Origin of the sequence: Kitasatospora sp. HUAS MG31, from assembly GCF_040571325.1 — a bacterium.
GTDB lineage: Bacteria > Actinomycetota > Actinomycetes > Streptomycetales > Streptomycetaceae > Kitasatospora > Kitasatospora camelliae.
Window position 1 is genome coordinate 1,740,495 of sequence record NZ_CP159872.1, and the last position, 20,681, is coordinate 1,761,175.

The 20,681-nt window shown below is 73.7% G+C and carries 17 protein-coding genes and 1 tRNA gene; 2 read left to right on the top strand and 16 right to left on the bottom strand.

The genetic code is table 11. From position 1 onward, the window contains the following. Positions 1-29: 29 nt before the first annotated feature. From dxs to ABWK59_RS08245, 15 genes are all read right to left on the bottom strand, one after another. Positions 30-1,958, bottom strand: a complete 1,929-nt coding sequence (gene dxs / locus ABWK59_RS08175; RefSeq protein ID WP_354639168.1) for a 1-deoxy-D-xylulose-5-phosphate synthase — start codon at positions 1,956-1,958, stop codon at positions 30-32. Positions 1,959-2,077: 119 nt separating this feature from the next. Next, complete coding sequence (hpnH, locus tag ABWK59_RS08180; RefSeq protein ID WP_354639170.1) at positions 2,078-3,103, bottom strand: adenosyl-hopene transferase HpnH; 1,026 nt, start codon at positions 3,101-3,103, stop codon at positions 2,078-2,080. A 2-nt stretch (positions 3,104-3,105) separates the two neighbouring features. Next, positions 3,106-3,777 carry a 1-hydroxy-2-methyl-2-butenyl 4-diphosphate reductase gene (locus tag ABWK59_RS08185; protein WP_354639172.1) on the bottom strand — a complete coding sequence of 224 codons (672 nt, stop codon included), beginning with the start codon at positions 3,775-3,777 and terminating at the stop codon, positions 3,106-3,108. Next, positions 3,777-5,825, bottom strand: a complete 2,049-nt coding sequence (gene shc / locus ABWK59_RS08190; RefSeq protein ID WP_420492746.1) for a squalene--hopene cyclase — start codon at positions 5,823-5,825, stop codon at positions 3,777-3,779. Before shc ends, ABWK59_RS08185 begins: the two co-directional genes overlap by 1 nt. Before the next feature lie 7 nt (positions 5,826-5,832). Then, entirely contained in the window at positions 5,833-6,906 is a 1,074-nt protein-coding gene (locus ABWK59_RS08195) for a polyprenyl synthetase family protein (protein WP_354639174.1), read from the bottom strand. 80 nt (positions 6,907-6,986) lie between these two features. Beyond that, positions 6,987-8,384 carry a hydroxysqualene dehydroxylase HpnE gene (gene hpnE, locus ABWK59_RS08200; protein WP_354639176.1) on the bottom strand — a complete coding sequence of 466 codons (1,398 nt, stop codon included), beginning with the start codon at positions 8,382-8,384 and terminating at the stop codon, positions 6,987-6,989. Positions 8,385-8,499: 115 nt separating this feature from the next. Further along, positions 8,500-9,357, bottom strand: a complete 858-nt coding sequence (hpnD, locus tag ABWK59_RS08205; RefSeq protein WP_354644865.1) for a presqualene diphosphate synthase HpnD — start codon at positions 9,355-9,357, stop codon at positions 8,500-8,502. A gap of 41 nt (positions 9,358-9,398) precedes the next feature. Then, positions 9,399-10,379, bottom strand: a complete 981-nt coding sequence (gene hpnC / locus ABWK59_RS08210) for a squalene synthase HpnC (RefSeq protein ID WP_354639178.1) — start codon at positions 10,377-10,379, stop codon at positions 9,399-9,401. A 136-nt stretch (positions 10,380-10,515) separates the two neighbouring features. Then, the gene (locus tag ABWK59_RS08215; RefSeq protein ID WP_354644866.1) at positions 10,516-11,286 is read right to left on the bottom strand and encodes an ABC transporter ATP-binding protein; all 771 of its coding nucleotides are present in this window, start codon (positions 11,284-11,286) and stop codon (positions 10,516-10,518) included. A 34-nt stretch (positions 11,287-11,320) separates the two neighbouring features. After that, positions 11,321-12,235: an ABC transporter permease gene (locus ABWK59_RS08220; RefSeq protein ID WP_354639180.1), complete on the bottom strand. Its 915-nt coding sequence runs from the start codon at positions 12,233-12,235 to the stop codon at positions 11,321-11,323. A gap of 120 nt (positions 12,236-12,355) precedes the next feature. Further along, the gene (locus tag ABWK59_RS08225; RefSeq protein WP_354639182.1) at positions 12,356-13,249 is read right to left on the bottom strand and encodes a glycosyltransferase family 2 protein; all 894 of its coding nucleotides are present in this window, start codon (positions 13,247-13,249) and stop codon (positions 12,356-12,358) included. Continuing rightward, positions 13,246-13,983: a CDP-alcohol phosphatidyltransferase family protein gene (locus tag ABWK59_RS08230; RefSeq protein ID WP_354644867.1), complete on the bottom strand. Its 738-nt coding sequence runs from the start codon at positions 13,981-13,983 to the stop codon at positions 13,246-13,248. Before ABWK59_RS08230 ends, ABWK59_RS08225 begins: the two co-directional genes overlap by 4 nt. A 70-nt stretch (positions 13,984-14,053) precedes the next feature. Beyond that, a complete protein-coding gene (locus tag ABWK59_RS08235; RefSeq protein ID WP_354639184.1) occupies positions 14,054-15,115 on the bottom strand; it encodes an iron-containing alcohol dehydrogenase family protein in 1,062 nt (353 codons plus the stop codon). Next, positions 15,103-15,858, bottom strand: coding sequence for a phosphocholine cytidylyltransferase family protein (locus ABWK59_RS08240; RefSeq protein WP_354639185.1), 756 nt, complete (start codon positions 15,856-15,858; stop codon positions 15,103-15,105). Before ABWK59_RS08240 ends, ABWK59_RS08235 begins: the two co-directional genes overlap by 13 nt. Then, positions 15,855-17,693, bottom strand: coding sequence for a DUF5941 domain-containing protein (locus ABWK59_RS08245; RefSeq protein WP_354644868.1), 1,839 nt, complete (start codon positions 17,691-17,693; stop codon positions 15,855-15,857). Before ABWK59_RS08245 ends, ABWK59_RS08240 begins: the two co-directional genes overlap by 4 nt. Before the next feature lie 943 nt (positions 17,694-18,636). Here ABWK59_RS08245 and idi point away from each other — a divergent pair. Then, positions 18,637-19,218: an isopentenyl-diphosphate Delta-isomerase gene (gene idi / locus ABWK59_RS08250; RefSeq protein ID WP_354644869.1), complete on the top strand. Its 582-nt coding sequence runs from the start codon at positions 18,637-18,639 to the stop codon at positions 19,216-19,218. Positions 19,219-19,303: 85 nt separating this feature from the next. Here idi and ABWK59_RS08255 read toward each other — a convergent pair whose 3' ends face one another. Beyond that, positions 19,304-19,966 carry an ATP-binding protein gene (locus ABWK59_RS08255; RefSeq protein WP_354639187.1) on the bottom strand — a complete coding sequence of 221 codons (663 nt, stop codon included), beginning with the start codon at positions 19,964-19,966 and terminating at the stop codon, positions 19,304-19,306. Positions 19,967-20,539: 573 nt separating this feature from the next. On the opposite strand from ABWK59_RS08255, the gene ABWK59_RS08260 reads away from it, so the two are divergent. After that, a tRNA-Leu gene (locus ABWK59_RS08260) sits at positions 20,540-20,627 on the top strand. Positions 20,628-20,681: the final 54 nt, after the last annotated feature.

Sequence of the window (20,681 nt, forward strand, 5' to 3'; positions counted from 1 at the left end):
GTGCGGGTTCGCTCCTCGGATCGATGACGTCACTTGCGCGGCACGCGGGGGCGGTACTCCTCGGAGCCGGTGCGGGTGCCCGGCAGCACCTGCCTGGCGAAGGCGGCGGTCTGGGCGGCGACGCCGGTGCCGGTGAGGCCGACCTCCTCCAGGATCTCGCCGCGGCCGGCGTGCGCCAGGAACTCCTGCGGGATGCCCAGGTCGCGCAGCGGCACGTCCACCCCGGCGTCCCGCAGGGCCTGGGCGACGGCGGCGCCGACCCCGCCGGTGCGGCCGTTGTCCTCCACGGTGACCACCAGGCGGTGGGCGGCGGCCAGGCGGACCAGCGCCGGGTCGACCGGCTTGACCCAGCGGGGGTCGACCACGGTGGCGGTGAACCCCTCGGCGGCCAGCAGCGCGGCGGCGTCCAGGCAGGCGGGGGCGAGCGCGCCGACCGCGACCAGCAGGATCTCCGGGGAGGGGCCGGTGCGCTGGAGCACGTCCACCCCGCCGATCCGCTCCACCGCGGGGACGTCCGGGCCGAGCTCGCCCTTGGGGAAGCGCAGCACGGTCGGCGCGTCGGCGACCTCGGCGGCCTCGCGCAGCTGGGCCTTCAGCTGGGCGCCGTCGCGCGGGGCGGCCAGCCTGAGGCCCGGGACGACCTGGAGGATGGACAGGTCCCACATGCCGTTGTGCGAGGCGCCGTCGTTGCCGGTGACCCCGGCCCGGTCGAGCACGAAGGTGACGCCCAGCCGGTGCAGGGCGACGTCCATCAGCACCTGGTCGAAGGCCCGGTTGAGGAAGGTGGCGTACACGGCGACCACCGGGTGCAGCCCGGCGGTGGCGAGCCCGGCGGCGCTGGCCACCGCGTGCTGCTCGGCGATGCCGACGTCGAAGGTCCGCTCGGGGTAGGCGGCGGCGAACGGCGCCAGGCCGACCGGTTGCAGCATCGCGGCGGTGATGGCCACCAGGTCGGCGCGCTCGCCGCCGAGGGCCAGCAGCTCCCTGCCGAACGCCGAGGTCCAGGAGGTGCCGACGGCGGGTGACACCGGCAGGCAGGTGTACGGGTCGATCGGGTTGACCGCGTGGAAGCGGTCCGCCTCGTCCTGCTCGGCGGGACGGTAGCCGCGGCCCTTGACGGTGAGGCAGTGGACGATGACCGGGCCGCCGAAGTTGCGGGCCTGGCGCAGCGCCTGTTCCACCGCGCCGATGTCGTGGCCGTCGATCGGGCCGAGGTACTTCAGCCCGAGGTCCTCGAACATGCCCTGCGGGGCGAAGGCGTCCTTGAAGCCCTTCTTGGCGCCGTGGAGCGCGTCGAAGAACGGCTTGCCGACCACCGGGGTGCGCCGCAGGGCGACCTTGCCCCAGGCGAGGAACCGCTCGTAGCCGCGGGTGGTGCGCAGGGTGGCGAGGTGGTGGGCGAGGCCGCCGACGGTCCGGGCGTAGGAGCGCTCGTTGTCGTTGACCACGATGACCAGCGGCCGGTCCTGGGCCTCGGCGATGTTGTTGAGCGCCTCCCAGGCCATGCCGCCGGTGAGCGCGCCGTCGCCGACCACGGCCACGGTGTGCCGGTCCTGGGTGCCGAACAGCTGGTTGGCCTTGGCGATGCCGTCGGCGTAGCCGAGGGCGGTGGAGGCGTGCGAGTTCTCGATCAGGTCGTGCTCGGACTCGGCCCGGGACGGGTAGCCGGAGAGCCCGTTCCGCGCGCGCAGGCGGGAGAAGTCCTGCCGGCCGGTGAGCAGCTTGTGCACGTAGGCCTGGTGGCCGGTGTCGAAGAGGATCCGGTCGCGGGGCGAGTCGAAGACCCGGTGCAGCGCGATGGTGATCTCGACGACGCCGAGGTTGGGGCCGAGGTGGCCGCCCGTCCGGGTGACGGCGTCGATCAGGAAGTCGCGGATCTCGTCGGCCAGTGCGGGCAGCTGGTCGGCCGGCAGCCGTCTGAGGTCGGCGGGTTCCGTGATGCCGTTCAGGAGTGACATGGCTTCACCTCGCTGCTCGGGGGAGCGATGACTGTAGGTGTCCAGCCTGCGGCCGGCGCGGCCGGCTCGCCTGTCGACCCGGGCCGTCCGAACGGGGGATTCGGCCCGGGTCGGCACGCTCAGCGGGTGCGGCTCGCGGCCAGGGTCTCCCGGGCGGCGCGCAGCGACTCCTTGAGGGAGCCCATGGTGGCGAGCACGGCGGTGGGTTCGTAGCCGCAGTGCGCCATGCAGTTGTCGCAGCGCGGGTCGCGGCCGCGGCCGTACGAGGACCAGTCGGTCTCCTCGATCAGTTCGCGGTAGGTGGGGACGTAGCCGTCGGCCATCAGGTAGCAGGGCCGCTGCCAGCCGAAGAGCGAGTAGTTGGGGATGCCCCAGGCGGTGCACTCGAAGTCGACCCGGCCCTCCAGGAAGTCCAGGAAGAGCGGGCTGTGGTTGAGCCGCCAGCGGCGCCGGTTGCCGCCGGCGAAGGCCTTCCGGAACAGCTCCCTGGTCTGCTCGACGCCGAGGAAGTGGTCCTGGTCGGGGGCCTTCTCGTAGGCGTACGCCGGGGAGATCATCATCTGGTCGACCCGGAGCTCGTCGTTGAGGTAGTCGAGCACCTCGATCACGGTCTGCGGGGTGTCGGTGTTGAAGAAGGTGGAGTTGGTGGTCACCCGGAAGCCGCGCCGCTTGGCCTCCCGGATCGCCTCCACCGCCTCGTCGAAGGTGCCCTCCTTGGCCACCGAGGCGTCGTGCCGCTCGCGCAGTCCGTCGATGTGCACGGCGAAGGTGAAATACGGCGAAGGGGTGAACTTGTCGAGCTTCTTGCGCATCAGCAGGGCGTTGGTGCAGAGGAAGACGTACTTGCGCCGCTCGACCAGCTGGCGGACGATCTCGTCGATCTGCGGGTGCATCAGCGGCTCGCCGCCGGCGATCGACACCATCGGCGCCCCGCACTCCAGCACCGCGCCGACCGCCTGGGCCACCGGCATGCGCTGCTTGAGCACCCCGGCCGGGTGCTGGATCTTCCCGCAGCCCTCGCAGGCCAGGTTGCAGGCGTACAGCGGCTCCAGTTCGACGATGAGCGGGAACTTCTCCCGGCGCCTGAGCTTCTGCTGCATGAGGTAGGTGCTGACGCGGATGGTCTGGCGCAGCGGCATGGCCATGGCTAGCTCGCCTCCTGGGGGAGCGTCGAGGGCTGTGCGGGGAGCTCACGGGGGTCGGGGTGGTGCCCGCCCTGGGCGTACCACTCGGTGAGGGCCGGGACGGCGGCGCGCAGCAGGCGCCAGGCGCGCACCCCGGCGAGGAGGGTGCCGGGGCGGATCAGTTCGCGTTCGGGGGTGTCGACGACCACCCGCAGCACGGCCGCGGGCAGTTCGGGGCGGATCTCGGCGCGGGCGGCGAGCACGGCGGCGGCCTCCATGTCCACGGCCGTCGCGCCGCGGGCGTGCAGGGCCCGGCGCTCGCGGCCGCGGACCACGTGGTCGGCGGTGTGGTGCGGGCCGGTGCGGGTGGCCAGGCCGAGCGCACCGAGGGCCTTGGCCAGCTGGGGCGCGGAGTCCAGCGGGTAGCGGCCGCCCTCGGGGTCGCGGACCTCGTCGGCGACGACGATCTCGCCGGGTTCGATGCCGGGGGCGACGGCGGCGCCGAAGCCGGCCACCACCAGGGCGCCGTAGGCGTCGTTGGCGAGCAGGGCGGTGGCGCTCTGCCGGGCCCGGCGGCGGCCGACCCCGGTGCGGGCCAGCACCGGCGGGCCGCCGGGCGCGCCGCTCCAGTCGCCGTGGCGCAGGGCCCAGGCTTCCGGGCCGAGGGCGCAGACCACCAGCAGTGGACGGTCCATCAGGGCCTCCCCGCCGGCCGCACCGGGCCGTCGGTCCGAGAAGAACGTTCCGCCTGGCCGACCGCGCCGAGCGGCAGGGCTCCCAGGTACCGGCCGAGGGCGGTGACCGGGAAGACCAGGCGGTAGAGGTGGTAGTTGATCGAGAAGTCCCAGGGGAAGCCGGTGCCGGTGAACTGCGGCTCGTCCCAGGTGCCCTCGGGCAGCTGGGTGGCGGTCAGCCAGGCCACGCCGCGCTCCACCGCCGGGCTGCCCTGCTCGCCGGGATGCCGAGGTCCCTCGCCGGCCGACATCAGCGCCATCAGCGCCCAGGCGGTCTGCGAGGCGGTGGACGTCCCGCGTCCGGCCCAGCGGCCCGGGTCCTGGTACGAGCGCATGTCCTCGCCCCAGCCGCCGTCGGCGTTCTGCCGGTTCTCCAGCCAGCGGACGGCGCGGCGCACCGCGGGGTGGCCGGTGCCGATCCCGGCGGCGACCAGGGCGGGCAGCACGGACACCGTGCCGTAGATGTGGTTGGTGCCCCAGCGGCCGAACCAGGAGCCGTCGGGTTCCTGGTGGCGCAGCAGCCAGTCGATGCCGCGGCGGGTGCGCGGGTCGGCGGTGCGGCCGACCTCGGCGAGCATCTCCACCATGTGCGCGGTGACGTCGGCGGAGGGCGGGTCGATCACCTCGCCGAAGTCGCAGAACGGCAGCCGGTTGGGCAGCGGGCTGGTGTTGTCCACGTCGAAGGCGGCCCAGCCGCCGTCGCGGGACTGCATGCCGAGGGTCCAGGAGACCGCGCGGCGGACGGCGCCCTCGACCCGGGCCGGCTCCGGGTGGTCGATCCGCCGCAGGGCGAGCACCACCTCGGCGGTGTCGTCGATGTCGGGGTAGGTGTCGTTCTGGAACTCGAAGGCCCAGCCGCCGGGTTCCAGCCGGGGCCGGCGCACCGCCCAGTCGCCGCGCTCGGTGACCTCCTCGGCGAGCAGCCAGTCGGTGGCCGCGAGCAGCGCGGGGTGGTTGCCGGGCAGGCCGGCGTCGCGCAGCGCGATGACGGCGAGGCAGGTGTCCCAGACCGGGGACTGGCAGGCCTCCATCCAGCGGCGGCCGTCCCCGGTGTGCACGGTGAAGGCGTCGAAGGAGGCCAGGCCGGCCTTCATCACCGGGTGGTCGAGACGGTAGCCGAGCAGGTGGAGGGCGATCAGCGAGTAGACGGCGGGCGGCTGGATCCCGCCCCAGCAGCCGTCCGACTCCTGCCGTTCGACGATCCAGCGGGCGGCCCGTCCCAGCGCGATCCGGCGCAGCGGCTGCAGGGCGTGCCGGTGGTAGCGGTGCATCAGCCGGTCGAGCCGCTGGAAGAGGCCGTCCCAGGTGTGGGCGGGGGCGAGCGGCCGGTCGGGGTAGGGATCGTGCGGGTCGGTGTGCAGTTCGGTGAGTTCGAAGGGCGCGGGCCGCACGGGCCGGTGGGCGGAGACCACGGCGAGCGGGACGATGGTCTGCCGGGCCCAGCAGCCGAAGTCGTAGATGTTCAGTGGTGCCCAGCGGGGCAGGAAGATCAGTTCGGGGGGCAGGTCGGGGAGCTTCTCCCAGGGCCACCAGCCGAACAGGGCCAGCCAGATCCGGGTGAAGACCCGGGCGGCGGCGATGCCGCCGTGGTCGCGGACGTACCCGGAGGCCGCGCGCATGTGGGGGGCGGCCGGGTCGTCCCCGGCCAGCCGGAGGGCGACGTACGCCTCGACGGTGGCGGACAGTTCGGGCGGGCCGCCGTGGAAGGTGGCCCAGGTGCCGTCCTCGCGCTGGTGCGAGCGGATCCAGGCGGCCGACGCGGTGGTCTGTTCGGCCGTTCCGATGCCCAGGAACTGACGCAGTAACAGGTCCTCGGCGTCCATGGTGACGTTGGTCTCCAGGTCGCCCTTCCACCAGCCGTCGGGGTTCTGCAGGGACAGCAGGTGCGCCGTGGCCCGGCCCAGTGCCGCCGCAGCCGATTGATCCTCAGATTGTCGTACTGCTTTGGCCACCGCGGCCGGCTCGGAATCGTACTCGGGGTCGAGCCGGCCACCCGCGGTTGCTGTCACCTTGACGTCACCTCTCTCGTACCACCACGAATTCGGCGAGTGCGACGAAGTGCTCCCGCACCGCGTCGGCCATCGGTACCTCGTCCAGTGCGGCGAGGGCGGTCTGGTACTGGCGGCGGGCCTCCTCCTGCGTCCAGTCCCGGCCGCCGGCCTCCTCGATCAGGGCGGCCCGGGCGGCGAGCACCTCCTCGCTCTCAACGCCGCGCCCGTGCGGGTCGGCCAGCTGCGCCGCCAGCTTGCGGGAGGCGGCACCGCCCTCGGCCAGCGCCGCGCAGACCGGCAGCGACTTCTTGCGGGACTGCAGGTCGCTCCAGTGCGGCTTGCCCGTCACCTCGGTGGCACCCCAGATGCCGAGCAGGTCGTCCACCGCCTGGAAGGCCAGGCCCAGGTGGTACCCGTAGCGCTGGAGCGCGTCGGAGACCCGGTCGTCCGCGCCGGCCAGCACCGCGCCGATCGCCGCGGAGGCGGCCAGCAGGGCGCCGGTCTTGCCGCCCTCCATCTCCAGACACTCCTCGACCGTCACCACGTCGCGCTGCTCGAAGGAGACGTCCAGCGCCTGCCCGTCGATGAGCTTGCGGGTGGAGGTGGTGATCAGCCGGACGGCCCGCGCCGCGTCGGCGGCGGTGGCGTCACCGGTCACGGCGGCGTCGAGCAGCACCTCGGTGCCCAGGGTGGCCAGCGCGTCGCCGACCAGGATCGCCTGGGCCGGACCGAACACCGTCCACGCCGTGGCCCGGTGCCGTCGGGTCTCGTCACCGTCCATCAGATCATCATGGAGGAGCGAAAAGTTGTGCACCAGTTCAACCGCGACGCCGCCGGGCACCCCGGCCGCGGCCGGAGCACCGACCGCCTCGGCCGACAGCAGCGCCAGCGCCGGGCGGACGGCCTTGCCGCCGTCCCCCGCCACCGGGTTGCCGTCCCGGTCGATCCAGCCGAAGTGGTACGCCGCGACGGTGTCCATCGGTGCCGCCAGACGGGTGACGGCGGCGCGCAGCGGCGGGGTGCACAGGGTCCGTCCCCGGGCCAGCAGGTCCGGGACCGTCGGACCGTCCTTGACGGTTGCGCCGGTGCGAGCCTCCACGTCAGTTCCCTCTCCGTGCGGGTGGCCGGCCGTGCCGCCGGGCCGGCCTGGTGCGATGTCAGTGGTCATGGGGCGCGCCGTCATCGCGGCCACCTCCCGTCGCCTCGGTCGACCGGCAGCCGGCCGGTCTGGGCGAGCGCGGCGTCGGCGGCGGCGTGGCCGCTGCGCACCGCGCTCTCCATCGTCGCGGGCCACCCGGTGGCGGTCCAGGAACCGGCCAGCAGCACGCCGGGGACGTGCGTCCGGGCGCCGGGGCGCAGCGCCGCGGTGCCCGGGGCGGGGTCGAAGGTGGCGGTGCGCTCCCGGGTGACGAAGAAGTCCAGCACCTCGGCGCCGCGGGCGGCCGGCAGCAGCCGCTCCAGCTCGGGCAGGTACCGCTCGCGCAGCTCGGCGACCGGCAGGTCGATCTCCGCCTCGGCGGCCGACTGGGAGAGCGCCAGGTACTGCGCCCCGGGGACGGCGAGGCCGGAGTGCGCGGTGCGGTCGAAGACCCACTGGACGGGCGAGCCGAGCGCGGCGAAGAACGGCCGGCGCAGCAGCTTGCGGTCGTAGACCACGTGGACGTTGAGGATCGGCGCGGTGCCGAGCCCGGCCAGCCGCTCCTGCCGGTCGATCGCCCCGGGCGGGAGCAGCGCGGCCGCCGCGTCCTGGGCGCCGGCCAGCACCACGGTGTCGGCGGTGAGCAGCTCGCCGCTCTCCAGCCGGACGGCGTGCTGGTCGGCCGGCTTGAGCTCGACCGCCCGGGCCCGCAGCAGGACGCGGACGCCGGCCCGCTCCAGCTCCGCGCGGGCCCGGTCGTGGTGGATCTCGCCGAGCGGGACGCGGGCGGTGCCGATGTCGGCCGCGCCCGGGTCGCTGAGCAGACCGGTCTTGAAGACCATCGCGGCCAGGGCCAGCGAGGTGCGGTCCGCGGTGGCGTTCAGCGTGGCCACGCCGACCAGGTCCCAGAGGGCGGCCAGGGTGGCCGGGGTCTGGCCCTGGCGGCGCAGCCAGGTGCCGAAGGAGATCTCGTCCAGCGCCGGGTCGGCCAGGTCGAGCCGGCGCAGCGCCAGCGCGGCCCGGACCACCCGCAGGCGGTCGGCGGGGCGCAGGTGCGGGTAGCCGGCCAGGCTGGCGGCCAGGTGCAGCGGGACGGGCAGCTCGGCGCGGCGGAGCCGGCCCAGCGTCCGGATGCCGTCCCGGCCGAGGCCGAGCACCGGGACGTCGAGCCGGGGCTGGAGATCCACCAGATGGCCCGCGCCCAGCCGGTCGACCAGGCCCCGGTAGGCGGTGCAGCAGCGCAGGTACACGTGCTGGCCGTTGTCGACGGTGAGATCGCCGCGGCGGAAGGAGAAGGCCAGGCCGCCGAGCCGGGGCCGGGACTCCAGGAGGGTGACCCCACGGCCGGCCTCGGCCAGTCGCAGCGCGGCCGTGATCCCGGCCAGGCCGCCGCCCACCACCAGGGCGGAGGGCTTGGCGAGCTGCGGTCGTGCGGTCATCTGCCCCTCCCCCCGGTCGGGCCGGCCGGGCCGGCGGTGGACGTGGTCCGGGCCGCTCGCCCCGCGGTGGGGGCGGGGGCCGCGCTGACAAAGCGTGACATAACTGGCGAGAGAATCAAGAACGACCTCCGGCGAGCCCGGACAGTGCCACGTACGCCTTCTCCCAGCCCGGGAGGGACACCCGTCCGCGCAGCACCGACTCGGGCTCGGCGGCGATCCGGCCGAGCAGCCGGTGGTAGATGCCGGCCATCGCGGCGGTGCAGGCGCGGCTGCGGCGGTCCAGCATCGGCAGCAGCCGCAGGCCCTCCTCGAAGGCCGCCTGGGCGCGGGCCGCCTCGAAGGCGACCAGGCCGGTGAAGTCGGAGCCGACCGGCGGGCGGTCCAGGGCGAAGCCCTCCTGGCAGCCGAACCGGACCAGGTCCTCGGTCGGCAGGTAGGTCCGGCCGTTGGCGGCGTCCTCGCGCAGGTCGCGCAGGATGTTGGTGAGCTGCAGGGCGAGGCCGAGGGTGTCGGCGTAGCGGGCGCCCAGTTCCGGGTCCTCGCAGCCGTACACGCCGAGCGAGAGGCGGCCGATCGAGCCGGCCACGCACCGGCAGTAGACCTTGAGCTCCTCGTAGGTGCCGTACTCGACGCCCTTGAGGTCCATCTCGACGCCGTCGATCAGCTCGTCGAAGCCGCCGAGCGGGATCGGGAAGCGCCGGGCGGCGTCCGCCAGGGCGACCTTGATCGGGTCGGTGTCGTCCTCGCCGACCCGGCCGGTCCGGATCTCGTCCAGCAGGTCACGGGTGCGCGCCAGCTGGTGGGCCTTCTGCTCGGGAGGCAGGTCACCGTCCCCGATGTCGTCGACCCGGCGGGCCAGGGCGTAGAGCGCCGACATGGCGAGCCGCTTGGCCTCCGGCAGCAGCCGGATGCCGTAGCTGAAGTTGCGGGCCTGCAGGGCGGTGACCGCCTCGCAGTACCGGTAGGCCGCCATGACCGGCGCGGACGCCAGTGGTGATGCCGCCACGCGGGCGTTCACCTTCCCTTCGCGAAGAGTGCCGCCGCCTGAAGTGCGAGACGGCGCTTGTCGGGCTTCGCCTGGTGCGCGAGCACGTCGAACCCGGCGGACTCGATCGCCGCCAGGGCCGCGTACCCGCCGGCGGTGAATCCCGCCAGCAGCAGTCGGAGCCTTCCTCGAACCGTACCCACCAGCGGCGCTCCGCGGTCGAGCAGGGTGCGGGCGCGGGCCGCCTCGGAGGCGATCAGCTGGCGGACCGGGGGCGCGGCGGCCGGAGCGGCGAGGTCGGCCTCGGTGACGCCGAACCGGGCCATGTCCTCGGCCGGCAGGTAGATCCGGCCGCGGGCGAGGTCCTCGGCCACGTCCTGCAGGTGCTCGACGATCTGCAGGCCGGTGCAGATCGCGTCCGACCAGGCGATCCGCTCCTCGGTGGCCTCGCCGGCCAGGGCCAGCACCAGGCGGCCGACCGGGTCGGCGGAGAGCCGGCAGTAGCCGAGCAGTTCCTCCCAGTCGCGGTAGCGCGTGGTGGTCTGGTCCACCCGGTTGGCCTCGATCAGGCGGCGGAACGGCTCGTCGGTGACCGCCTCGCGGGCGGCCAGCGGGACCAGCGCCCGGATCAGCGGGTGGCGGGGGCCGTCCGGTGCCGCCGGGTCGCCGGCGGTGGCGAAGGCGCGGTCGAGGTCGCGCTCCAGCCCGTCCAGCAGGGCCAGCCGGAAGGCGGTCCGGTCGCCGGAGGTCCCGTCCCCGGCGGGGGTCCCGTCCCCGGCGGGGGTCTCGTCCTCGGCGGGGGTCTGCACGCCCAGGAGGTCGGCCGTGCCCGCGGGGTCGGCCAGGTCGCCGTCGCCGGCGTCGTCCACCAGTCGGGCGAAGCCGTAGACCGCCATCAGGTCGGTGCGCCAGGCCGCGGGCAGGAAGAAGGGGGCGACCGGGAAGTTCTCCAGGTCCGCCTTCTCCAGAGTCCCGCCTGTCTGCTTATCTGACTTGGCTGAAACCGACACCGCTACCACTCCCCCGTTCTACACCGGCCGGGACCGGGCTCCCGACGCGGACACGCGGGCCGCTCACCCGCACAGCGCAGGGCCGGTGCCGGGAGGCTGCTCCCGGCACCGGCCCTCGTGATCGAGCACCCCACCGTCAGGGGCGCTCGCCCTTCTCGTACGCACGGACGACCCGGTCGGTCGGCCCGTCCATGATCAGCTCGCCCTGCTCGATCCAGATGGTCCGCTCGCAGGTGTCCCGGATCGCGTTGTTGTTGTGGCTGACCAGGAAGACCGTACCGGCCTCCTTGCGCAGCTCGCGGATCCGGTCCTCGCTGCGCTTCTGGAACGCCTGGTCGCCGGTGGCCAGCGCCTCGTCGATCAGCAGCACGTCGTGGGTCTTCGCCGCGGCGATGGAGAACCGCAGACGGGCCGCCATGCCGGAGGAGTACGTGCGCATCGGCAGGGAGATGAAGTCGCCCTTGTCGTTGATGCCCGAGAACTCGACGATGTCGTCGTAGCGGCGGCGCACCTGGGTCGGGGTCATCCCCATGGCCAGGCAGCCGAGCACCACGTTGCGCTCGCCGGTCAGGTCGTTCATCAGCGCCGCGTTCACGCCCAGCAGTGAGGGCTGGCCGTTGGTGTAGATCCCGCCACGCTCGGTGGGCAGCAGGCCCGCGATGGCCGCCAGCATCGTCGACTTGCCGGAGCCGTTGGAGCCGATCAGACCGATCGCCTCGCCCCGGTACGCCGTGAAGCTGATGCCGCGCACGGCGTGCACCTCGCGGATCGAGGGCGACTTCCTGCGCGAGATGATCCGGCTCAGGGCCGAGGTCGCGCTGCCCTTGCCGCTGCCGGCGCCGTGCACGCGGTAGACGATGTGGACGTCGTCCACGACGACGGTGGGCTCCCGCTCCGGAAGGGACATGAGCGGCGGGGCCTCCTGGTAACTCGTTGCGATGTCAGCCACGACCGTACTTCTCCTCGGACTTCCAGAAGAACACGAAACCGAACAGGAAGGCGCCCACGGCCCACGCGGTGGCGACCATCCAGACGTGGGGCGGCAGCGCGCCCCGGTTGAAGGCGCTCGGGTCGAAGGCGAACCGGACCAGGTCCATGTAGACCGAGGCCGGGTTCACGTCCGTGGCGATCTGGATCCAGGTCGGCCACTTCTCGATGTTGTTCTCGATCGAGTAGAAGACGCCCGAGAGGTACATCCAGGTGCGCAGGATGAACGGCATCAGCTGCGCCATGTCGCTGGTCTTGGCGCCGATCCGGGCCATGATCAGGGCGACGCCGGTGTTGAACAGGCAGAGCAGCAGGACGGTCGGGATGACCAGCAGCCAGCTCATCCCGGGCATCAGCCCGTTCGCCAGCACGATGCCGACGAGCACCACCATCGAGATCATCAGCTGCTGGAGCTGGATGATCGTGAAGGCGATCGGCAACGAGGCCCGCGGGAAGTGCAGCGCCCGGATCAGCCCCAGGTTGTCCGAGATCGACCGGGTGCCGGCCTGCACGGCGCTCTGGATGAACTGGAAGATGAAGACACCGACGCACAGGAAGACGACGTAGTTGTCCACCTTGTTCGGCAGGATGAGGCCGAACACCACGTAGTAGACGACGCAGTTCAGCAGCGGCGTCACGACCTGCCAGACCTGGCCGAGCTTCGCCGTGCTGTACTGCGCGACCAGCCGGGCGGTGGCGAAGGCGACGATGAAGTGGCGCCGGGCCCACAGCTCCTTGATGTAGCGGCCCAGGGTCGGGCGCCTGCCGCTGACCGTCAGGCCGTACTTGTCCGCCAGCTGCTTCGGGGTCAGACCGGCGTCGGAACCCCTCGGCGTGGAGAGGTTGACGGGGTCACTCAGTGTCGACACATTCGTCCTTCACGGGATCGGAAGTCCGCTCCGCCGCCGGGGGATCGGCGGAGAACCGGGATGCGGTCCCAGGAACTCGGGACCGCACGGGCCGGCAGCGTGGCTGCCGGCCGACTGCGATCAGATGACCGGCGGTCTGCCCAACCTGGTCAGTCGCCAGACAGTACTCCATCGCATGGGCCGGCGAGGACCGCAGGGTCCGCGCAGACCGGCGCGGAACCCGCCCAGCCAGGCCTTCAGTCCGTCTGCGGACGGACGGCGGGCCACCGTGAGCAGGAACCAGGTACCCAGATAGAGAGGCACGAACAGGGCCGGGAGGTTCCGTCGCGCCAGCCACACCCGGTTCCGGGCCACGTTGTGGAAGTACGCCGCGTGCCGGGCGGGCGAGGTCGCCGGGTGGTACAGCACGATGTCCGAGCGGTAGTCGATGGACCAGCCGGCGTCGATCGCCCGCCAGGCCAGGTCGGTCTCCTCGTGCGCGTAGAAGAACTCCGCCGGCAGCTGCCCGGCCCCGGGGAACACCGCCGTCCGCACCGCGCTGGCGCCGCCCAGGAAGGTGGTCACCCGCGAGGAGCGCATCGGGTCGCCGACCCGCACCCGCGGCACGTGCCGGCGCTGGGTGGTGCCGGAGACCGGGTCGGCGATCCGGAACGAGACGATGCCCAGGTGCGGGTCGGCGGTGAACGCCTCGCGCAGCAGCCGGGCCGAGTCGGTGTTCGGCAGCAGGCCGTCGTCGTCCAGGAAGAGGACGGCGTCCACGTCCCGGCCGTCGGGGCCGAACAGCTCGATGCCGACGTTCCGGCCGCCCGGGATGCCCAGGTTCTCCGGCAGCTCGACGCTGCGCACGCCCTCGGGCAGCGCCGGCAGCGGCGCGCCGTTGCCGACCACGGCCAGCTCCACCGCCGGGCCCTCCTGGGCCCGGACGGAGTCGATCAGGGCGTTCAGCTCCTCGGGCCGGTTGCCCATGGTGATGATCACCGCGCCGAGCCGGAACTCCTCGGGGCGGGCGCTCATCGCAGCCTGCTGGACAGGACGATGCTCAGCAGGTGCAGGACGGTCTGCAGCATGGCGATGGCGGCGAGGATCACGACCGCGAGGCGGGTGAAGAACAGCCCGCCCTGGACGGCGTCGGCGATCCCGGCGGCCAGGATGAACAGCGAGGCCTCCACCGCACCGATCAGGCGGTGGAACTTGAGCAGCGAGGCGGCCCGGCGGGCCTTGGCGACGCCCGCGGAGCGCGGCACCGAGGCGCTGTCCTCCACCGCGGTCATGCCGCTGCGGGCGCGGGCCACGTCGACCAGGTCGGTCTCCGACTTGATCAGGATCGCGCCGAGGGCGGCCAGGGTGCCGAGGAAGGCCCACTCCCACTGCGAGGTCGCGCCCTCGCGGTGCAGCAGGTCCGAGGCGCGCAGGCCGAGGCCGGTGAGCAGGGCGGCCTCGGACATGTAGTGGCCGACCCGGTCCAGGTAGACGCCGGTCAACGAGGTCTGCCGGCGCCAGCGGGCCACCTCGCCGTCCACGCAGTCCAGCAGCAGGTACACCTGGATCAGCAGCGCGGCCAGCACGGCGCCCGCGAGGCCCGGGACCACCAGCGCGGCACCGGCCAGGATGCCGGTGAACATCATCAGGTAGGTCAGGCCGTTCGGCGTGATCGCCGTCATGGTGGACAGCACGCGGGTGATCCGCAGCGAGATCCTCCGCATGTACAGGCGGCCCGCCCAGTGCTCGGCGCTGCGGCGCTGGAGCATCCCCTCGGGGTGGATCACGGCGCGGAGCTCCTCGATGGAGGGGCGGCGGGTGAGGTCCACCTCGGGTCGTTCAGCTGTTGACTGCTTGGACATAGTCGGCGTACGCGTCCCTGATGTCTGAGGGGGAGAGGTCGAGGTGTTCGAGGATGGTGAAGCGACCCGGCCGGGTGTTCGGGGCGTAGTGCACCGCGTCGGTGAACTCCGCCTCGGTGAAGCCGATCCGGTCGGCCGTGACCGGCAGGCCGTGGAACCGCAGCCGGTCCGCGATCTGCCCGGCCAGCTCGCGCTCGCCCCGGAGGAAGCTGGCGAACGCCGCGCCCAGACCGACCTGCTCGCCGTGCTGGGCGGACCGCTTGGGGTACAGCACGTCCAGCGCGTGCGAGATCTCGTGGCAGGCGCCCGACGAGGGCCGGGTGCTGCCCGCGATGTTCATCGCGATGCCGGACAGTACCAGCGCCTCGGCGAGCGAGGTCAGCAGGTCCCGGTCCTCCAGGGAGCCCGGGTGCCGGAGCAGGTTCTCCCCCGCCGAGCGGGCCATCGCGACGGCCAGGCCGTCCACCGGCTCGCCCGTCACGGCGTGCGAGAGCTCCCAGTCCGCGCAGGCGGAGATGTTGGAGACCACGTCGCCGATGCCGGCCGCCACGACCCGCTGCGGGGCCTTGGCGATCACGTCGAGGTCGACCACGATGCCGATCGGGCTGGGCACGCCGTACGAGCCGCGGCCCGCGTCGTTGTCCAGGGTGGAGACCGGCGAGCAGATGCCGTCGTGCGCCAGGTTGGTGGCCACCGCGACCAGCGGCAGGCCGACCCGGGCGGCGGCGTACTTGGCCGCGTCGATGATCTTGCCGCCGCCGAGGCCGACGATCGCGTCGTAGTGGCCGCCGCGCATCGCCTCGGCCAGCTTCACCGCGGCGTCCAGGCTGCCGTCGGCGACCTCGTACCAGTCGGCGCCGGGCAGCGAGGACTCCAGCCGCCCGCGCAGCACCGTGCCGGAGCCGCCGCTGATCGCCACCGCGATCCGCCCGGAGGCGGACAGCCGCTGGTCCGCGAGGATCCCCCCGAGCGCGTCCAGCGCACCCGGGCGGATCTCCACGAAGACCGGCGACGGGACCAGGCGGGTCAGTAGCGGCACGCGATCTCCCGGGCCTTCGCGAGGTCGTCGTGGTTGTCGACCTCGACCCAGGAGACCTCGCCGATCGGCTGCACGTCGATCCGCAGGCCCCGGTTGACCATCTCCTGGTAGCCGTCCTCGTAGTACAGCTGCGGGTCGCGCTCGAAGGTCGCCTTCAGCGCGTCGGCCAGCTGCTCACCGGCGGACGGGTTGATCACGGTGACGCCGATGTACTCGCCGGTCGCCTCGGCCGGGTCCATCAGCTTGGTGATCCGCCGCATGCCCAGGGCCGGGTCGACGACGACCTTCATCTCCTCGTCGGCCAGCTTCTTCACGGTGTCCAGCGCGAGCAGGATGCCCGGGGCCGCACCGGCGGCGACCAGGCGCTCGTTGCCCTCCAGCATGGTGCGCTGCACCGAGGCCGGGTGGACGGTGTCGCCGTTGGCCAGCAGCAGGCCCTCACCGAACAGCTCGCGGGCGCACCACAGGGAGTAGGCGTTGTTCCACTCCTCGGCCTTGTCGTTCTCGACCAGGGTGAGCTTGACGCCGTACTTCTTCTCCAGGGCGTCCTTGCGGTCGTACACCGCCTCCTTGCGGTAGCCCACCACCACGGCGGCCTCGCGCAGGCCCACCTCGGCGAAGTTGCCGAGCGTGAGGTCGAGCACCGTCCGCTCACCGTCGACCGGCACCAGCGCCTTCGGCAGGGTGTCGGTGTACGGGCGGAGCCGCCGGCCGGCGCCGGCGGCCAGAACGAGGCCGATCATGCGGTGTCTCCTGATTCATCGTGTTCTGCTGTGGCGTCGCCGAACACCCAGAAGTGGATGCTCTCGGCGACCACGACCAGCGCGAGCACCGCGGCCAGGGCCACCAGCACCCCCTGCAGGGCGGCCGATCCCGGCGTCTGGTGTCCGACCGGCCCGAGCGGGCTGCCGCCGTACGCGAGCGCCGCGGCCAGGGTGACGAGCAGCGCCCGGCCCTCCTGACCGCCGACCGCCCGCACCAGCCAGCCGGACGGCGCACCGGTGCCGCCGCGCAGGCGGTACACCGTGTCGTAGTGATGGTAGGCGACGGCGGCGACCAGCCCGAAAGCGGCGGGGAGGGCCGCGATGTCCAGGCGCAGCGCCAGGGCCAGCACGGTGAGGTACTCGCCGGCCCGGAAGAACGCCGGGACCAGCCAGTCCAGCTTCCCGGTCAGCCGGCGGGCCAGCACCAGCGCGCTGATCAGCACGTAGCCGGCGGCCGCGGCGACGGCCTGCCAGGTGCCGGCGGCCAGGTACACGGCGGCGGGCAGGGCGGCGGCGGCCAGGGCGGCGAGGACCGGCGGGGCGAGCGCGGGCAGCCGGCGGGCCACCGGGCGGAGCACCGGGGCGAGGAGTTCGGCCAGCGGGCCGCCGTCGGCGAGGACCGCGACCTCGCGGGCGGCCTGCTCGGTGCGCGGGCGGCGGCGGGTCACCGAGCGCAGCACCCGCCCGGCGGTGGTGTAGCAGCAGGCGAGGGCGCAGCCGACGAGCAGCACGGTGAGCGTGGTGCGGGGGGTGGTGAGCGCGGTGAGCAGGGCTATCAGGGCCCAGCGCTCGCCGATCGGCAGCACGATGATCCGCCTGGCCCAGACCGTCCAGCCGACCTGGTCCAGGCGGTTGGAGAGCTGGGCGGTGGGGCTGGTGTTGCCGGTGGCGGCCTTGGCGGCGCCGGGGGTGGCCGGGTTCCGGGAGGTCTCCTGGTCGGCGGCCATGAAGGCGAAGTCCACGCTGTGCCGGAAGGTCATCAGCACCATGGCGGCGAGCGCCAGGGCCCAGACGTGGTCGCCGGTCCGGGCGGCGCCGATCGCCAGGCCCGCGTAGAAGGAGTACTCCTTGGCCCGGTCGAAGGTGGCGTCCAGCCAGGCGCCGACGGTGGAGTACTGCAGCGAGTAGCGGGCCAGCTGGCCGTCGGTGCAGTCCAGCACGAAGGAGACCAGCAGCAGCACGCCGGCGGTGACGAAGCCGGGCCGGGTGCCGGTGGCCGCGCAGCCGGCCGCGGCCAGGGCGGTCAGCAGCGAGCCGGTGGTGACCTGGTTCGGGGTCAGCCCGCGCCGCGCGCACCAGCGGGCGATGTAGCGGGAGTAGGGGCTGACGAAGAAGGTGGTGAAGAAGCCGTCCCGGGCCTTCACGGCGCGGCGCAGCCGGACCGCCTCCTCGTCCACCTCGGCGAGGCCGGCGCGGGCGGCGGCCAGCTCCTCGGCGGTGGCGGGGACGGCGGCGACCAGGGTGCCCAGCTCCGGGCGCTGCACCGGCACCCCGCGCTCGGCGAGCCCGGCGGCCAGCGCGTCGGGCAGGGTGGCCTCGGCGTACGGGCGGACCGCCTCGTCGTACGGGTTGGCGGGGCCGTGCGGCATGGCGCTCAGCCGGCGGGCCTGGTCCAGCAGCGCGGCGCGGGCCTGCGGGCCGGCGGCGACCACCGCGCCGGGGGCGGCGGCGGCCGGGAAGCGGGGGTCGGTGAGGGCCAGCCGCAGCGCGTGCCGGTGGCCGACGAAGCCGGCGTCGACCACGGCGAGGCGCTCGGCCGGGTCGGCGGACTCGAGCAGGGCGAGCAGTTCGGCGGCGTCGGCGGCGCGCAGCACGTGCCGGAAGCCGATGGCGTGGAGGTCCTCGGCGAGGACGGCGTTCGGCGCGGGCGCGGCCGGGGCGGGTATCGCGGCGGGGGCGGCGGGCCGGCCGGTGTCCTCCTGGGGGCGGCGCTGTCCCGGGAGGGTGGGCGTGACGGTGGTCGCTGTCGCGGTGGTGCCCTGGTCGGTCCCGGCGCCGGCGGCGGGGCCGGCCGCGGCACCCTGTCGCTGCGGATCCGTCGGCAGCGCGGCGCCGGATGCGGGCAGCTCAAAACCGGTCACGATCACTGTGGACAGCGGAACTCACTCCCTCGGGTGGTGTGCGGTCCGGCCACACCGATGTGCGGAGGGACTGGCGTCTCCGGGTGGTTGGGGGCGCCGCGGGGGGCCCTGGCGCACCGGTTGAGGCTACCCGACGGGAAATCGGCCCTCGACACGGCCGCCGGGCAGCGCGCATCCGCGCGTATCCGCAGCGTGCGGCCCTCCGGGCCGTGCGGATCATCATTCCGGACGGCGCCCTCCCGGACAAGCCGCCGATCCCCGGCCGCTCGCACACCGCGCGAGAGCCCTGTGGAGTCCTGTGGAGCCTCGGTGAACGTTCGTGTGATCAGAGATCGACACCGACCGATCAGGGGTCGAACAATTCGTCTGGTCCCCCCTACCTGTGCCGCCCAGGAGTGCGTCGGACCGGCACGCACAGTGAGGCATGGGGCAGACTGGGGCCCCGACGCCACTGGTGCACCCCCGGTGATCCACGGACGGCCGAGCGCGCGACCCGCGGACGGCCGCCGGCCGCGACCACGGTCGAGGGGGCTCCGGCGACGCGCAGCCGACCGCTGGACCGGGTGGGCGGAACCCGGGCCCGCACGCCCGGGCGACGGCTCGGTCCCCGTTTCCGATGAAGGGGCCCTCTCCCATGAGCCCAGCCACCAGCCAGACCGACGCACCCGGGACGGCGATGCCGACGACCCCCGCCGCCGGGTCCTCGATCTCCCCGACGGCCTCGGAGATCCTGCTGGAACTCGTCGACGACGAGGGCGCGACCATCGGCACCGCCGAGAAGCTCTGGGCCCACCAGCAGCCCGGCCGCCTGCACCGCGCCTTCTCGGTCTTCCTGTTCGACCAGCACGGCCGGCTGCTGCTGCAGCGCCGCGCGCTCGGCAAGTACCACTCCCCCGGCGTCTGGTCGAACACCTGCTGCGGCCACCCCTACCCCGGCGAGCAGCCCTTCGTCGCCGCCGCTCGCCGCACCTCGGAGGAGCTCGGGGCCGCCCCCGCCCTGCTCTGCGAGGCCGGCACCGTCCGCTACGACCTGCCCGACGAGGCCTCCGGCCTGATCGAGCGCGAGTGGAACCACCTCTTCGTCGGCCTGGTCACCGCGGACCTGCGGCCCGACCCGGAGGAGGTGGAGGACACCCGCTTCGTCACCGCCCAGGAGCTGCGGGAGCTCCAGGCGGAGCGGCCGTTCTCGGTCTGGTTCCAGACCGTCTTCGACGCGGCGCTGCCGGGGATCCGCGAGATCGCCGGCCGCGACTGGTAGGCCGCCGCAGCGGCCTCGGGGGCGCGAGGGCCTCAGGGGGCAGCGGCCTCAGGGGCGCGGGGGGCGCCCCCGGGGAGCCATCGCCTCACCCGGTGCGGTCGCTCATCCGCCCCGGCCGCGCCGGCCCCGGTTCCTGCGCCCCGGTCTCGTCCTCGCGGAGCGACCGCGCCAGCGCCGAGGGCCGGACGGACGGCTGCCGCACGGGCTCGGCGGCCCGTCTCTCCTCCTGCCGCTCGACCCGCGCCCGGGGCACCTCCCCCGGCTGCGGCGCGGGCAGCGGCAGCGGCAGCGACGCCCAGATCACCTTGCCGCCGTCCTCGGTCCGCTCCACGTCGCAGGTCCCGCCGGCCTGCAGGGTGATGCTCTTCACCAGCAGCAGCCCCCGCCCGCTGAGCTGCCCGAGGTCGCTCTGCTGCGCCTTCGGGCGGTACGGGTGGCCGTCCGCCACCGAGATCCGCACCGCCTCCCGGTCGATCGCCAGCTCGGTGGTGACCTGCGGCGAGAGGACCGCGGCGTGCGTGACCGCGTTGCCGACCAGTTCCGAGACGATCAGCAGCAGGTCGTCGATCAGCTCCTGGTACCGCTCGCCGGTCATCCCCTGCGCCAGCAGCCGGTCGCGCACCGCGTGCCGGGTCTGCGGGACCGAGGACTCGTGCGCCACGGCCGAGATCCGCCACACTCCCGGGCCCGGGATGACCGGTCCGTGCCGCCCCACGGCGGACCCGGCCGCCTCGCTGCTCAGTTCCACTGCACGCCGCCCTTCACCACGGTGACGGGAGGCACTGCCGCCGACCGCAGCACGCGCAACCGGCGACCTCTCGGGAATCGGGCATTCCGCTCAAGGCTCCCTTGGTCCACAGAGGCTAGGAGAGCACCCCTCGACCACCGCAGTCCGGACTGGAACTAGGCGGCGGGTGAACTGTTCCGACCGATCGCGAGCGCTCACGGCCGGTTCACCTCTGATTCCGTCCCATTGCAGCACCTCTTCTGCCGTACGGGAGCATCATTCGGTCATTCTTCCGACGGCTCGTCGGGGATCGGCCGCGCTCCGGGCGCGCGCTCGGGGCCGTCCGGGGCGCCGCCCGCCGGACCGCCCGGCTCTCGACGGCGCCCGCGGCCCCCGTCCCCCGCGCCGGCCGCACCCCGCCTGCGCCTCCCGCCGCCCGCCCGCTCTGTCCCGATCCGTCCCCCTCTACCCCACCCTGCCGCCCACCGGCCGCTCGACGGCAGAAAACGCAGGTGAGAAGCACTCCGCGGGCCTGGTAATGTTCTCTCTGTCGCCAGGGGCGGACGGAAAGAAAACCCCAGGGCAACACACCCGGTCCGGGTGGCGGAATGGCAGACGCGCTAGCTTGAGGTGCTAGTGCCCTTTATCGGGCGTGGGGGTTCAAGTCCCCCCTCGGACACCAGCAGGACACCCAGCGGGTCGTGACACGGTCACGGCCCGCTTTTCGTCGTCCCGC